This is a genomic window from Nocardia paucivorans NBRC 100373, assembly GCF_000308675.1.
GTDB lineage: Bacteria > Actinomycetota > Actinomycetes > Mycobacteriales > Mycobacteriaceae > Nocardia > Nocardia paucivorans.
The window spans coordinates 215446-230935 of sequence record NZ_BAGE01000044.1 but is presented as its reverse complement, the minus strand read 5'-3'; the positions used below and the strand labels follow the sequence as shown (position 1 = coordinate 230935).

The window sequence follows — 15490 nt, the reverse complement described above, 5'->3', positions numbered from 1 at the left end:
CGGCGATCCCCCGAGACGAGCCGAGACCCATCGGGAGCTAACGGAACGCGTGCCCTTGTTCCCGATCGAGTGCGGTCTCACCCTTGTTCTTCAGGGCGAATAGGTACACCGAAAGGGAGACGAAGACGACGATGGTGACGTACACGATGAACCACATCACCTGTCCGGAGTTCTTCGCGGCCTGGTAGATCATCGGCGCGGTGCCACCGAAAGCCGAGTTGGCCAAGGCGTATCCGACACCGACACCCAGGGCCCGAATATGTGACGGGAACAGTTCGGCCTTGACGATGGCATTGATGGATGTGTAGCCGGTGAGCACGACATAGCCGACGCAGGTCACCAATAGGGTCGCCGCCACCGAGGTCGCGTTCTGCAGATAGGTGATGAGGAACCAGGTGTAGCCGACCCCGCCGATCCCGAAGAACACCAGCACGGGTTTGCGGCCCACCCTGTCGCTGATCCATCCGCCGATCGGTTGCACCACCATGAGGAAGACCAACCCGGCGAGGTTGAGCCAGGTGGCGGTCATTCCCCGACCCTCGAATGCCGTTTTGATCATGGCGGGGGCATTCACGCTGTAGGTGTAGAAGGCGAGGGTGCCGCCCATGGTGATCGAGAAACACAGCAGCAGCGGACGCCAGTGGTTGAGCACCAGTTCCCGCAATGAACCCGATTCGGAGTCCGCACCTCGGCGGACCGCCTCGAGCTGTTCCGCGCTGAGCGATTCGTCCATGCTGCGCCGCAACCAGAACACAATGATCGCGGCGACCCCGCCGAGGAAGAAGGCGATGCGCCAACCGAACTCGGAGATTCCCTCCTTGTCCAGAAACACCTGGAGCACCAACAGGGTGAGCTGCGCCAGGACGTGCCCGCCGACCAGGGTCACGTACTGGAACGACGACAAGAAGCCGCGGCGTTCCCGGGTGGCGGCCTCGGACATATAGGTGGCCGAGGCGCCGTACTCGCCGCCGGTGGCGAACCCCTGCACCAGCCTGCACAAAAGCAGGATCACGGCGGCGCCCCCGCCGATTACTTCCCGTCCCGGCGCGATGGCGATGACCAGCGAACACACCGCCATGAGCGAAACACTGAACATGAGCGCCGCGCGCCGGCCGTGCCGGTCGGCGTAGCGGCCGAAGAACCACGAACCAACCGGACGCATGAGGAAGGTGACGGCGAAGATCGCATACACGTAGACGGTGGAGTTCTTGTCCGCCGAATCGAAGAAGTGGCCTTCGAAATACGAGGCGAACACCGTGTAGACGTAGACGTCGTACCACTCGACGAGATTGCCCGACGATCCACGCAGCGTGTTCCAGGCCGCGCGCCGCGTCGCCGCCCGGGACGATACCGGTTCGGCGTTCGGTATCCGGTCGTCGTCACCGACGGCCGGATTCGGGGTAGTGGTCTCGGACATTCGCGATTCCTCCCGTTCACCCAGGTGCGGGGGGCGCGGTGGTTCGCGCCGCTCCGCACTCAGTGCAGACATCGAAGCATGAATGGCCGGGATCGTCGCGGGGCGATATGATCAACGCGATGCTGACAACTTCTGATCAAAGATTGGGGGTCCTGTTCGTGCACGGTGAGTGCTGATGGGCGCTCGAATCACGAACGGGAACGATTCCCGCCTTTCCCTCTGGCTGCGCGTGCGCGAGTTCGCCGTGCCGCCCGTCATGATCGAAACCGCAACCGCCCGGCGTGCCGTCGGCGACTGGGTCGGGGCATGTGCCGCAGCAGGTTTCGATATCGATATCGACCTACGCGCCCTGGTCCGTGAGCACGGCCTAGAGGTCGCGGACCGAGTCAGGGACGATCTGCGCCATCTCGCTCCCGATCTGTTGCGGTGGCATCTGCCCCGGGTGGCGCCCGACGGATTGCTGCGACCGGGGCTGACCATCGCCCTGGCCCGCTACGGTCCGCCGGAGCCCGGACGACACCGCGGCGCAACGAGTTCGGTGTTCCTGGTGGTGCGAACCGCCCCCGCCTGGGCGGATGCGGGTCAGCGGATCGGTCTCGCCCTATGGGACGGATCCCGCTCCGATATCGGCCCGCATCCGCATCCCCGCCCCGATCGGCGCTTTCGGCTCGATCTTCACCGGCACCTGTGGGATGCGCGCCGGGTCGATGAGCTCCGGATACGGTGCGGAGCAGATCTATCCGGCCCGACCGGCGGTATCGACCCCGAGCTGTCGACGAGGGCGCCCGACCGGTGCGCCCTCCACCGGTGGGCGGACGAGGTGGGGATTCTGCTGCGCGCCGAGGGGCGACCGACCGGTCCGGTGCGGGTGCGGTTCGGGACCCGGCGAGAGGTGGTCGTGGAATCGGCCCCGCACGGCGGGGATCCGCCCACGCTGCGAATCGCGGAATATCCGCGGGGCAGGATCTCCGCGCTGCCGGTCCTGCCCGATGCGGCGACCTGGGTGCTTCCCGATCTGGAACTGATCCGTGCCGGTGCGATAACGGTCGACCGGCTGCATCCCTTGGTCACCGCGGCATTGGTTCCGAACCGACCCCCGGCCGATACGTTTCGCGCCGCGGGCCGGCCCGGCCCGGTGTACCTGGTGGAGTGTCGAGGGGAACAACACCGGATCGGGCCGGTCGACGGTGTGTTGGCCGCGCTCGATCACGGCCCGGCCGAGATTCGTCGGGAGGAGCTGCTGGCCGCCCTGACCGGCACACCGCTGCCGTGCCTACAGGCCATCGATCGGGCTCATCGTCACCCGGATTGCCTGACCGGTGTTCGTGAGCGTTTGCGCCATGGCGATATCGCCGGAGCGCTGGCCGTTGTCGAAGACCTGCTCGGCCCCGACGCCGTGTTGCGCGACGGACCGTTACGGGACGCGTTGGAGGCGGCCGCGCGACAGCGAATCACCTACGGCATGTTCCGGGCCGGATTGGTCGGAGCCGGGCCCACCCGTATATCACCCGGTCGCCGCCGCGATCATCGCGCGCACCCGCGCCACGCCACCTCCCGCTGACACCTGCTCCGCGTTCCCATCCGTCAACCGGACTTTTCTCGACCCGGACACTTCTCGACCCGAAGGTGATCTATCCATGTCTGCTCATACCTCATGCGCCCCCACGGCGAACCACACCCACCCCTCCCAACTCGACGCCGCCGGGGAATTGTTGACCCTGCTCGGCGAGACGACCACCGAACCGCGACCCGACACCCAACTGGAAGCCCTGACACTGGCCGTGGCCGCCGACCTACCCGTGTTGTTGTGGGGTGAGCCAGGGATAGGTAAGACCGCGGCCCTCACTCGGCTCGCCGAATCGCTGGACCTACCACTGACCACGGTGATCGCTAGTGTGCACGAGCCATCGGACTTCTCCGGTCTGCCCATCGTCGGCGACGACCCCGCCGAACACGGTGTTCCGATGGCTCCGCCGGACTGGGCCGTGCGACTCGTCCGGGCAGGTAAGGGGCTGCTGTTCCTGGACGAGCTGTCGACGGCGCCGCCGGCCGTGCAGGCCGCTCTGCTGCGCCTCGTTCTCGAACGCCGGATCGGCGCCCTCCGACTCCCACCCGGGGTGCGTCTCGTGGCGGCCGCCAACCCGCGTTCCTCCGCTGCCGATGGCTGGGAACTGAGCCCACCGCTGGCCAACCGGTTCGTGCACCTGCACTGGACCCACGACCACGAGGTGGTCGTCCGAGGTCTCGGCGGGACCTGGCCGCGCGCAACCTTGCCTCGGCTCGATCCGGAGAAGTTCACGGAGGCGGTGGTTTTCGCTCGCCGCGCGGTGTGTGGGCTGCTCGCGGGACGCCCAAACCTCGTGCACCGGCTCCCCACCGGTGAAACCCGGCGGGGTGGGGCCTGGCCGTCGCCGCGCAGCTGGGAGATGACACTGCGGTTGGTCGCCTTCGCCACCGCCGCCGGCTCTCCCCGGGAGGTGCTGTCCCTGTTGGTCCGGGGCGCCGTGGGCGACGGGCCCGGATTCGAGCTGTTGACCAGTATGGATCGGATGGATCTGCCCGATCCCGAGGTGCTGCTCGCCGATCCGACCGCCGCCGAACTGCCCGAACGCGGTGATCTACGTCAGGCGGCGCTCGATGCGGTGGTGGCCGCGGTCCGCCGTCGTCCGACGCAATCCCGCTGGGATGCGGCCTGGGCGCTTCTGGTCGAAGCGGTGGAAACGGGGCCGGCGGATCTGGTCGTCGTCCCCGCCACCACTCTCGCCACCTTGCGCCGGGACAACTGGACGGTGCCGGCATCGATCGAACAACTCGCCGGAACGGTCTCGATATCCCGAGAGGCGGACCATGCGGCGTCCCGTGTCGCCGCGCGGGTGGGTCGATGACGCCGGACATCCCGCAGGTGGGTCTCGACAAGGTCTTCGCCGCCCGCCTGCACGCCGTCCGGGCCCGGCCCTATCTGGCGACCGCCCTGTACGCGCTGCATATCGTCGAGTCCCGGCGGGTCCCGACAATGGGCGTGGACCGGTACTGGCGGTGTTATGTCTCGCCGGTGTTCGTGGACCGCACACCGGTGGAAGAACTGGCCTCGGTGCTGGTGCACGAGGTATCGCATCTCCTACGTGACCATCACGGTCGCAGTGACCGATTCGCTCGCGCACACGGCCTGACCGACCCGGCGGAGCGACTGCGCATGAATATCGCTGCCGACGCCGAGATCAACGACGACGCGTTCGGTGATGGGCTGGTTCTGCCCGAGGGGGCCGTCCTGCCGTCGACCCTGGGTTTGGCCGGCGGTGAGCTCATGGAGGACTACCTGCGTCAGTTTCGACTGGGGCCGTACACGGACGGTTTGTCCTGGCTCGACTGCGGTAGCGGTGCCGACGGCCTCGACCGTGAATGGGAATTGGGGCCGGACGGCGCGAACGGCCTCGGCGAGCAGGAACGCGACGCGGTGCGATTCCGAGTGGCGCAGGGCATTGTCGGCCGCCCGGGAAATACGCCCGAGGGGTGGCGACGGTGGGCGGAGGAGGTATTCCACCCGCCGCAACCGTGGCGGGATCTGCTGGGGGCAGCCATCCGTTCGGCGGCCTCCGCCCCCGGTATCGGCGAGGACTACACCTACGGGCGCCCGGCGCGGCGTTCGGCCGGCCTGCCCGGGGTGGTGCTGCCGAGTCTGCGGCGCACCCCGCCTCGGGTGGCCGTGATCATCGATACCTCGGGCTCGGTCAGCGATGCCGAACTGGGCAGCGCGCTACTCGAGGTGGCCGCGATCTCCCGGGCCGTGGGCGGTCGTCGCGATCTCGTCACCGTGATGTCGTGTGATGCGGCGGCCCGGGTCGCGCACCCGTTGTGCCGGGCCGAGGGGATACCGTTGGTGGGTGGTGGGGGCACGGATCTGCGCTCCGGCTTCGCCAAGGCGCTTCACAGTCGGCCCCGACCGGATGTGCTCGTCGTGCTGACCGACGGCCGGACGCCCTGGCCGACCGACCGACCCGCATGCCGGACAGTGGTCGGACTGTTCCGTCGAGAGAACCCGCGGCAGGGCGGACACGATCCCTATTACATTCCGGAACGGACACCGCCCTGGGCGCGGGTGGTCGATATCGGGACGTAGCCGCGATGGGGTCGACCGGCGCTGTGCTTCGATACGGTCGTACGACCGAGTGGTGTCCGCCGTCGTGTGGTCGGCGGGCGGTGAGGAGCTGTGGACGGGATGACAACGGAACGCGAGATCACCGTGCCCGTCGAGTTGTGCCGCCCGGACGGCCGACTCGACCCGGACGCCGTCGGATGGACGCGGCGGCCCCTGCATCGGGCCAACCTCCGGGGGTGGGGCCGCGGTAAACGTTGGGAATACTGGGGCATCGTCACACCGCGCCACATTGTCGGCCTCGTCGCGTCCTCGCTCGACTATGCCGGGGTGTACGGGATCTACATCCTCGATCGGCGCACCGGTGAGGAGACCACACGGGACGCTGTGGTGCCGTTCGCCCGGGGCGCGGTCCTGGGCGAACGCAGCGGTGCGGGGGTCGCCTCGGTACGCGGCGGCGGTATCGACATCACATTGTCGAACGAGGAGGCCGGAACCCGAATCGAGGCCCACGCGCCCGGCGTGCGGCTGACGGCCCACGCCGAACTGCCCGCCGGTCATGAATCGTTGGGTGTGGTCGTGCCCTGGAGCGAGCGGCGCTTCCAGTACACGGTCAAGGACGTGGGGAGACCGATTGCCGGGACCCTTGTCCTGGGCGAGCGGGAATACCTCTTCGAGAATGCCTTCGCGGTACTGGACCACGGCCGCGGCAAATGGCCGTACGCCATCACCTGGAACTGGGCCGCCGGCAGTAAACCCGGGCTGGGGATCCAATTCGGCGGCAAGTGGACCGACGGCACCGGCAGCACCGAGAACGCGCTCGTCGTCGACGGCCGGATCCACAAGATCGGCGAGGAATTGCGGTGGGACTACGATCGCGAGAATTGGTTGCGGCCCTGGCATATCACCGGCGAGCGGGTCGAGGTCGAGTTCCGGCCGTTCCACACCCGGGTGGCGAGAACGGAGCTGCTCGTGGTGGCCAATGACACCCACCAGTGTTTCGGGAACTTCTTCGGCCGCGTCCGGACCGATGGCGGGCGTTGGTTGGATCTCGACGGTGTGGTCGGTTGGGCGGAGGAAACACGCAACCGCTGGTGAGATCCGGCGCCGTGGACATCTATGCGAAGCCCGGCCGCACCGTCGATCTATTCCGGCATACTACGGTCCGGCCAGGCTATCCACCGTGTCCCACGGTGATCCCATCAACCCCGCGTGACTCCCCAGTAGGGCGGTGAGACCCGTGAGGAAGCGGAGATCCCACTGTCCGTCGACCACGCGCAACACGTCTCCGCGGTAATCCAGCGGGATCGTTCCGGTTCCGTCGTCTCGCCGGCGGATTCGCCGCGGCATCCGCGGTAGATCACCGCCTCCGCCCAGGATCATGCCCACTGCCAGGACGGCGAACAGTGGAGACAACAACCACCACACCACCCACCAGGCGATCTGTCCCCGATAACCCACCAGGGTTCTTCCGTCCGGGAGGGTGGCGGTCCACCGCGTACGTCCCCGACGGCTGCGCATCGCCGGCTCCCCGGACCAGCATTGCCACCGATTCCCCCGCCGCACCGAGAATTTCGTACCTCGCTGGTTCGCCTTCGACCGTGCCCGCCGGTCCGCCCGGTTCTGCCTTCGGCCGCGTCGCACATCCGGTGTCGAGGCGTTCGAGAACCGTCCGGGCCGGCTCGGGCACAGGGTTTTCCTCGTCCCGAATATTCGGGGGACGTGTGCCTGCGTGACCCCTGGCCTCCGTGATCGCTGCTGTCGGGGCACCGTGTGGTCCGTGCGCCGCGAACTCCCGGGCCGCGATGGCCGACACCCGGAGCCGCCGTGCCGTCCGTCGAGGGCGTCGCGACTCGCCGAATGCAGGCGGTCCATCCGAGCGGTCATATGCCGACATGCCGGTCGTACCCACCGGCCGGCCGGAGGCGAGCGGCGGCCGACCCGGGACGAATCGACGTGACAGCCTCCCGGCTTGTGTCCACTACATGACATAGGCTGACTCTCGACAACGAGAAGTGCATATGCCTGGTTCCGTGCTCGACAGAGTTACTCGCAGTATTCGATCTGGCTCTACCGAACGAGACGGCACGGTTTTCCGCTCACGATCCGCCGACCGGCGATGTCGTATCGCCTCGCGGTAGGCGTGTCCTTTCGCTTCGGTAGCGGCCCTGGATGGACAACATCGCATGGAGGATCGATATGAAGAGCGGAAAACGCGCCTGGGTCGCAGCATTGGCAGGAGCCCTCATGACCGTCGGCGGTGGGGTGCTCGCCGCACCACCCGCATCGACGCAGCCATGGTCGCCGGCAGCCGGGGGCGATATTCTCCGTGCCGAAGCGTCGCATCTGGCATTATCCGTCCCCGGATTGGCCGGAACGATACCGGCGAAGTCGATCCGTCTCACATACACCAGTAGCGATACCCACGACGCGCCGACCACGGTGGTGGGAACATTTCTCCAGCCGACCATGCCGTGGAACGGGCCGGGCGAACGCCCGTTGGTGGCGTATGCGGGCGGTACCCAGGGGCAGTCCCCCGAATGCGCGCCCTCGGCAATGCTGTCGCAGGTGATCCGATACCAGCCTCCGGCCGACGCGGTCTTCGAATACGACGTCATCGCGATCTATCAACTGTTGTCGCGCGGTATGGCGGTGGTGATGACCGACTATCACGATTTCAACGCGCCGGGTGTCCACAACTTCCTCAACCGTAAAACGCAGGGCTACGCGGTCCTGGATTCCGCGCGGGCCGCATTGCGGTTGCCCGACACCGGTCTCGGTCCCGACTCGCCGGTCATCCTCTACGGCTACTCCCAGGGGGGGATGGCCGCCGCGGCCGCGGCCGAACTGCAGCCGGGACACGCCCCCGATCTGAATCTGCGCGGCGCCTACGTCGGCGGACCGCTGGTGGCTCCCCAGGACTACATCGCGCGTAGCGACGGCCATCCCGGTGTCGCCCCCGCCATAGCTTGGTTGCTCAACGGTATCGCCGCCGATTACCCGGAGACCCGTCCGGTGCTCGATGCCGCGCTCAACGACACCGGTAAGGCGATTCTGCGTGATGCGGTGGGCAAATGTGGTGGCGGCCTTTCCAGCACTTTCGCGCAGCCGCAGCACACCTCGCAATGGACCACCAGCGGACAGCCGCTCACGGCCGTGATCGATGGCTCCCCGGAGCTGAAGCGGGCATTCGAGGAACAGCGGCTCGGCAAGTCCGCCCCCGCAGTACCGGTGCGCATCTACTCGGCCAGGAACGACGAGGGAGCGCCATATCCGTCCGTGCGTGATATGGCCGCCCGGTGGTGCAGCGGCGGTGCGATCGTCCAACTGGAGCCGGACGCGGCATTGCCCCCCATCGCCGCCGGATTCCTGGGCACCCACGATGTGGCCTTCTTCCCGTCGCTGACGACCTCGCAGCAGTGGTTGACCGATCGTCTTGCCGATCTGCCTGCGCCCGTGAACTGCGCGGCTCTGCCCTGACCTTGCGCGGACAGGACCTGTTCCGACGTCCTGATCCGATCGCATAGGGTTGAACGATGCCCGGCCGGGTCGGTCCACGGACCGACCCGGCCGGGCATATTGCCGATACTGGTTCCCGGTAGGAGTCGGTCGTCCGAAACGAGTCCTACCGAAGCACGTCGGCGCGAAGATCGGATCCCCCACCTATCACTCCACCGACGAATCCGCCGTTCTCGAATCCCTTGCTCCGGCGGCCGCCGAGGCCTGCCGCGTCGCCGGTCCGACGGCGTCCGGAACGGTGCGGGCCATCGGCGCCGCCCCGGCGTCACGGACTCGCCGCGGCCGTCCGGGATCTGTCATCCGAGGCCCGCCGATCGGCCGGAACTCGGGACGACAGTCCCCCGATCGTGCTCGCGAAGGTGGTCGACCTTCGCACGTCGAGGGCGACCCGGCCGAGCACCGAACATCCGCGGATTCGGTGACGATCGGGGTCGGTCCCTCTTCCGGCTCCTCGTCACCCGGCCGCGGTCCGGGCTGCGTATCGAGGCCGGGCACAGCGCATTCGAGGCATTGGTCACAATGTCCGTGACCAGGGTGAGGACAGGTTCGCCCCTCCAGAGGAATATTCCGGCGGCGTTGCGACCTGTGGCCGAGCCGAGGCGCTCACCCACCATCGGTCGAGACCGCGCTCATCACCGTCCGATGGCCGATAACGGTTTCCAGATGCGCGAAGCAGAGGGCATCGGTCGCCGGCGCGACCATCCCACCGGAGAGCCTGACGATAATCGGCCAGGGGAAATTCGTGCCGTCGAGAAGCAGGCCCGCGCAGAATATCGCCGTGACGAAGCCGGTGAGTATGTCCAGTGTGATCAGGTAGCGACATTTTCGCATCTGTCGGTCGGACCAGGAGCCCAATGCGGATCCGAAGGCGGAGAGAGCTTGTTCGCTCGTGAGAATACCGAAATCCGTTCTCGGACATGATTTTCGGCTCATGTCCACCTTTCGGCCGGCAGGTGAACGGCCTGTCCGGAGCGCTCGGGAACTGCGTTCCGGACAAAAGCCGTAAATTCGTCGGCCTAGGTGGTGACGGTGGTGAGATGAAGGAGGGTGCCGATATCGGCGGGTGATCCGGTGTAATGGAGCGCGCGCAGACCGAGGTGTGCGGCGGCCTGGCAGTTGTCGAGACGGTCGTCGACGAACAGAACGCGGCCGGGGTCACGGGCTCCCGTGGCGGCGAGTGCTTTTCGATAGGTGTCGAGGTGGGGCTTGTTCATGCCCAGCCGAGCCGAGTACAGGGCATCGGTCATCAGGGTGCGCCAATCGGCGGCGTCGAGGGCGTCGCTCACCGGGTGGGGAGCATTGGAGAGCAGCACCATGGGCAGACCCGCCCGTCGGGCCTGGTGGAGCAGTGCGACGACGCGGTCGTCGGTCCGGATCCACATCGCGGTGTCGACGGCGCGTAATCGGGTGAGCAGTTCCGGGGCGGGTCTGCGGCCGAGTACGGCGGTCCAGAAGTCCGCGTCGTCGCACTCGCCGGAATCGTAGGGTTCGCGGGCGCCCCAGAAAGCGTTCTGGAAGGGGACGATCCGGTCCGCCGGCCATCCGGCGAGTTCGGCGAGCTCGGTCCACATGGGCACGGTGGGTTGTAGGCCGATGACGCCGTTGTAGTCGAAGATGACCGCGTCGAATTCGGCGGGACGGTGAGACAGCATGGTTGTCATCGGTTCTCCAGGGCTTGACGGGATAGGGCGGCCACCCCCGCGGCGAGCAGGGCGGGCAGCATGAGGGCGGCGGGCAGGGTCGTCGCGGTGGCCAGCGCGCCGATGAGCGCCGGGCCCGCGAGGAGACCGAGGTAACCTGCCACGGCCACGGTGGCGACCGCGCGCGGGCCACCCGCGCCGGCCGCGCTGAACAGGGAGGGAATCGTCACCGACAGGCCGAGGCCGAAGACGGCCCAGCCGGCCAGGGCGAACGGGGCATCGGCGAGCGACAGCCCGGCGAGGAGACCGACCGCGGACAGGATCGCACCTGTCCGAACCACTTTCGGCGCACCGAAGTGGGCGATGAGTCGATCTCCGACGAGCCGGCCGCCGGCCATGGCCGCGCTGTATCCGGCGTATGCCGCGGCGCTGGTCGCGGCGGAGGCATGCAACCCGTCGAGGTGGACCGCCGACCAATCGGCGGCGGCGCCTTCACCGAGCAGGCATGCGGCGGCCAGCAAACCCAGCAGCCAGATCCGGAATCGGGAGATCCCGGGCGCATTCTCCCGCGCCGCCGTTTCCGCCGGATCGAGGTCTACGGCCGGTGAACCGACGCGGTGGGTGGCCGGCATCACCGCGGCCGTGGCCATAATCGCCACGGCCGCGGTAATGCCGAAAGTGTATGTGTGCGAATAGTGGGCGGCGATAGCGGCGAGCACCGCCCCGCCCAGCGCGCCGAGACTGTAGGCCGCGTGCAATCCCGACATGATCGGGCGGCCGTAGGCGTCTTGACATCGCACCGCCGCGGCGTTCAACGCGACATCCAGCACACCGTGGGTGACGCCGAAGAACAGAGCCGCCCCGACGAGGGCGACCGGAGTTCGGCAGAAGCCGAGTAATGCCAGGGCGGCGGCGAGACCGAATGCGCCGCTGATCAGCAATTGGGGAATTCGCGCGGGATCGGCGAGTCGACCGCCCACCTGGAGTCCGCCGACCATACCGACCGCGGCCGCGAGCAGTACCGCGGCCAGCCCGGCGGTACTCAGCCCGGCGGACTCCTGAACGGCCGGAATCCGAGTTCCCCAGACGGCCATCACGACACCGAGCCCGGCGAAGTATCCGGTCAATAGCACACGACTTTGCACTATGGCATCGGGTAGGTCTCGCGTGTGTTTCACAGTCGACGCGATGGTGCGTGTCATGGTGTCTCCAACAGTGGTGCCGATGATGTCGCTGTCCGGTGTTCGCTGGAATCAGCTGTAGGCAGGTAAGAGAATTACGGCCTGCTTTCCGGAGGAAAGCGGCTTGTAAATTGTTGGTTGAGAGAATGTTTCGCGAGTAGGTGGTCGAATATTACGCGCGCCGTTGCGCGGTGATCCGAAAGATATCAGTCGGTTGGTCAAGTGACCACTTGAAGATGTTTACGGTGATCTATCCCACAAAGTGTTGTGAGGAGGTCTAATTCGACCAGGGTTTCGGCGCGTTGTCGATAGGTATCGCGCGGGGAAATTACTTAAGTAACCACCTATGGCCGATATGCGCGAAAACTATCGAAAATGAAGTGCGGCAAGGACGGTCGGCCCGGCGTCATGGGAGCGCGTCTCGCATGCCGACCGATCGTCATCGGTGGCCTGGCCCGTGGACTCGAGCGATCGCGCCGTACGCCGACCCGACCGCTCATCGGGGGCGGTATTCGGCGACGAGCCATTCATCGCCGACCCGCCGCACGGTCACGGATACCAGAATGGGTGTGGCGATCGGTTCCGCGTGGCGGATATTGCGGGTGTGCTGGGTAGCGAAAACGGTGACGATGTAGTTGTCGTCGTTTTCGGCGTCGACCGCGGTGCCCACCACTTCGCCCTGGGCCACAACCCGCTCCTCGGTCATGATCCGGGTGAGGGTGTCGCGGACGGAATCGTAACGGTGGGACAGCTCGGCGGTGGTTCCATGTCGGACCCCGGCGAAGAAGGCGTCGAGCCCGCGGAAATCGTAGGTCAACGAGCGTTTGGTGTAGTCGGCCGCGACAGCGGCCACTCGATCGCCATCGGCGATACGGCCGTGCAGATCGTCCAGTTCGGTCTGGGCGGAATACCAGCGCCAGGCGAGAAGTGCTGCCAGGACGACGAACGCGACCGCGGCGAGACTCCACGCCGCCACAGTGGTCCACGAACCGGGCGCGGTGTGCTCCTCGGTCTTCCGCTGCCCGCCGGGTTCCGATGTGCCGCTCACTGCTGGTCCTCACTCGCTACGACAATGACGGTGGCGCGGCGGTATCCGCCGACCGAGAAGGGCGTGGCGACGCAGTCGATCCGCGCCGGGTGGTCGAGCCTCATCGACATCCCGACCGATGTGCCGTTGCGGGGTGACCGGTCGAGGAAAACGGCCGGGTCGAGCACATGGCGGAGACCGGACTCTCCGCCGGCGGGTTCGCGTTCAATCCGGTGATCAGTTCCGGCTTCAACGCCAGAACTTCCACGAGCTGGTCCGGGCGGGAGGCGAGTTCGCGCAACTGCTCGTGCAGTGAGGGATGGGCCTTTACGAAGTGGGATTCCGAGTCGGCGAGCAACCCGCCCTCCGATTCGAGGCTCGAATCCGACGTGAACAGCGAGTGCACCAGTTCGACGGCATCCTCGACCAACCCGACCAGGCCCGCGAGCCGCTCGATCAGCTCGGCGACCTGTTCGACCATCCCGCCCACCTCGGCGGTGATCCGGCCCAGATTGTGGATCAGCACCGCAATGGCGGCGTGCTTGTTCGTCACATTCTGGAGCATGGTGCCCAGATCCGTCAGTACCGGCCCGATGGCCGAGGCGTCGCCCTGTAGGACATGGACGACGTTCCGGGCCACTCGCCCCAGCTCTTCGATATCGAGCGCGGTGAACAACGGTTGAAGCCCGTCGAACAACCGTGATACGTCGAAATTCGGTGCGGTCTGCTCTTGTGGGATCGTCGCCCCCGCGGCGAGCGTGGTCCCGCCCGGACGGGACTCGAACAATTCCAGGTAGTACTGCCCGAGTAGCCCCTCGTAGCGGATCGCGGCATGGGTGGTGTCCAGAACGGACCGGTCACGACCAACGGTGAACTCCACCCGGGTCGCGGTGTCGTCAGTGGTGTCGACGGCGGTGACGGTTCCGATTCGGGCGCCGGCCAGCCGCACGCCACTTCCGGTGGTGAGCCCGGAGGCATCGGTGAAGACCGCGGTGTATTCGGATCCGGTATCCACATCGGTGGCCGCTTCGTGTCCGGTGCCCAGGACCAGGCTCACGCAACACGCGGTGACGACACCGAAAACGGACAACCCGATCACAGGGCCACGCACCGATGACATCGGACTCCTTCCGGGGCGTCGGCCGTCCGTACGGGATGCGGCACGGGGTCGGCGACGATTTCGAGCAGTGATCGCACCGACCCGTCGACGACCGGGGATGCCGTGATGGCACGGCGGTCCCGAAGCCGGATGACGGGCAGGGCGACCGAACCCTATGCCGTGTCCGGTGCCGGGCCCAGATCCAGAATCATGGCGAGTATTTCTCGGGAGGCGAAATCGGTTGGCGCATCCGGCTTGTCGGCGTATTCGCGACTCGGGGGCCGTGTCGCGGCGACTCGCCGGTGCAGCGGCGGCGCGGTGCCGCCGCTGCACCGTGCCGATGTGCTACGTCAGCGTTTTCAGGTGCTCCTGCCGGTAGGCGATATGCTCGTCGGTGCGTCCCTCGCGAAGCTTTCGGACCCACTCCGGATCGGCGAGCAGAGCCCGACCGAGCGCGACGATATCGAATTCACCGGCCTCGTACTGCTTCAGCAGTCGATCGATACCGGTGACATTCGAGTCGCCCTTACCGGCGAAAGTGGTGGTGAATACCTTGTCGAGACCGACGGAGCCGACCGTGATCGTCGGCAGTCCGGTGATCTTCCTGGTCCAGCCCGCCAGACCCAATTCGCCATCCACGCCGGACAATTCGGGGAAGGCCGGTTCCCAGTGTCGGCGGGTGGACGGGTGCAGAACATCGACACCCGCTTCGACGAGCGGGGTGAGTACGCGGGCGAGTTCCTCGGGTGTGGCCGCGATGCGTGCGGTGTAGTCGTTGGATTTCCACTGCGAATACCGATAGACGATCGCCAGATCAGGGCCGACGGCCTCGCGAATCGCCGAGACGACCTCTGCGGGGAACCGCACACGGGCCTCGATTGTGCCGCCGTAGCCGTCGGAGCGGATATTGGTGCGTTCCCAAAGGAATTGATCGAGTAGATATCCGTGTGCGCCGTGGAGCTCGATACCGTCGAATCCGGTGGTCTTCGCATTGACGGCGGCATCGACCCAGGCGTCCCGTAAGGCGTCGAGGTCGGCGGTGGTCAGCGCCCGCCCGGCAGGGGTGCCGTCGAGACCGAGACCGGAGGGACCGACGGACTCGATATCGGGATTGAGCTGCGGTTCGTTCCCGCGGGCGATACCGAGATGCCACAGCTGCGGGATGATCTGTCCACCTTCACCGTGTACGGCCTCGACCACCGCTTTCCAACCGGCAAGACTCTGTTCCCCGTAGTGGCGGGGCACCGTGGTGTCGGGGCCGGCGGCCGGGTCGGGAATGTAGGTGCCTTCGGTAATGATCAATCCGACTCCGCCCGCGGCGCGCCGGCGATAGTATTCGGCGACCTCACGGGTGGGGATGCCGTCCGGTGAGAACATGCGAGTCATCGGCGCCATCGCGAAGCGATTGCGCAGATGCAGCGATTTCACTTCGAACGGTTCGAACAGGGCGTCCGCGAGCAGCGATGTATCGGTCATGAGCGGGTGCAACGTCGGCCGGTTCGGTGACTATTCCG

The 15490-nt window shown here is 66.8% G+C and carries 13 protein-coding genes; 5 read left to right on the top strand and 8 right to left on the bottom strand.

Annotated features, from left to right (window positions below; translation table 11 throughout):
• Nucleotides 1–37: 37 nt before the first annotated feature.
• Complete coding sequence (locus ON32_RS15415; RefSeq protein WP_040791643.1) at nucleotides 38–1417, bottom strand: MFS transporter; 1380 nt, start codon at nucleotides 1415–1417, stop codon at nucleotides 38–40.
• Between the two features lie 169 nt (nucleotides 1418–1586).
• On the opposite strand from ON32_RS15415, the gene ON32_RS15410 reads away from it, so the two are divergent.
• From ON32_RS15410 to ON32_RS15395, 4 genes are all read left to right on the top strand, one after another.
• A complete protein-coding gene (locus ON32_RS15410; RefSeq protein WP_373284306.1) occupies nucleotides 1587–2978 on the top strand; it encodes a hypothetical protein in 1392 nt (463 codons plus the stop codon).
• A gap of 76 nt (nucleotides 2979–3054) precedes the next feature.
• A complete protein-coding gene (locus tag ON32_RS15405) occupies nucleotides 3055–4302 on the top strand; it encodes an AAA family ATPase (protein WP_040791562.1) in 1248 nt (415 codons plus the stop codon).
• Nucleotides 4299–5534 carry a vWA domain-containing protein gene (locus tag ON32_RS15400; RefSeq protein WP_040791561.1) on the top strand — a complete coding sequence of 412 codons (1236 nt, stop codon included), beginning with the start codon at nucleotides 4299–4301 and terminating at the stop codon, nucleotides 5532–5534. Before ON32_RS15405 ends, ON32_RS15400 begins: the two co-directional genes overlap by 4 nt.
• A 99-nt stretch (nucleotides 5535–5633) precedes the next feature.
• Complete coding sequence (locus tag ON32_RS15395) at nucleotides 5634–6608, top strand: DUF2804 domain-containing protein (RefSeq protein ID WP_040791560.1); 975 nt, start codon at nucleotides 5634–5636, stop codon at nucleotides 6606–6608.
• Between the two features lie 60 nt (nucleotides 6609–6668).
• On the opposite strand, the gene ON32_RS15390 is transcribed toward ON32_RS15395, so the two are convergent.
• On the bottom strand, nucleotides 6669–7031 hold the full coding sequence (locus ON32_RS15390) for a hypothetical protein (protein WP_051133284.1): 363 nt from the start codon (nucleotides 7029–7031) through the stop codon (nucleotides 6669–6671).
• Between the two features lie 678 nt (nucleotides 7032–7709).
• Between ON32_RS15390 and ON32_RS15385 the strand changes: the two genes are divergently transcribed.
• A complete protein-coding gene (locus tag ON32_RS15385; protein ID WP_040791642.1) occupies nucleotides 7710–8990 on the top strand; it encodes a lipase family protein in 1281 nt (426 codons plus the stop codon).
• 642 nt (nucleotides 8991–9632) lie between these two features.
• On the opposite strand, the gene ON32_RS15380 is transcribed toward ON32_RS15385, so the two are convergent.
• The 6 genes from ON32_RS15380 to ON32_RS15355 form a co-directional block, all read right to left on the bottom strand.
• Nucleotides 9633–9860: a hypothetical protein gene (locus tag ON32_RS15380; RefSeq protein WP_157224205.1), complete on the bottom strand. Its 228-nt coding sequence runs from the start codon at nucleotides 9858–9860 to the stop codon at nucleotides 9633–9635.
• 185 nt (nucleotides 9861–10045) lie between these two features.
• Complete coding sequence (locus ON32_RS15375) at nucleotides 10046–10690, bottom strand: HAD family hydrolase (protein WP_040791558.1); 645 nt, start codon at nucleotides 10688–10690, stop codon at nucleotides 10046–10048.
• The gene (locus ON32_RS15370) at nucleotides 10687–11814 is read right to left on the bottom strand and encodes an MFS transporter (RefSeq protein WP_245551075.1); all 1128 of its coding nucleotides are present in this window, start codon (nucleotides 11812–11814) and stop codon (nucleotides 10687–10689) included. Before ON32_RS15370 ends, ON32_RS15375 begins: the two co-directional genes overlap by 4 nt.
• A gap of 532 nt (nucleotides 11815–12346) precedes the next feature.
• The gene (locus ON32_RS27130; RefSeq protein WP_051133281.1) at nucleotides 12347–12898 is read right to left on the bottom strand and encodes a hypothetical protein; all 552 of its coding nucleotides are present in this window, start codon (nucleotides 12896–12898) and stop codon (nucleotides 12347–12349) included.
• A 100-nt stretch (nucleotides 12899–12998) separates the two neighbouring features.
• The gene (locus ON32_RS15360; protein ID WP_083874539.1) at nucleotides 12999–13997 is read right to left on the bottom strand and encodes an MlaD family protein; all 999 of its coding nucleotides are present in this window, start codon (nucleotides 13995–13997) and stop codon (nucleotides 12999–13001) included.
• Nucleotides 13998–14321: 324 nt separating this feature from the next.
• A complete protein-coding gene (locus ON32_RS15355) occupies nucleotides 14322–15452 on the bottom strand; it encodes an NADH:flavin oxidoreductase (protein WP_040791556.1) in 1131 nt (376 codons plus the stop codon).
• Nucleotides 15453–15490: the final 38 nt, after the last annotated feature.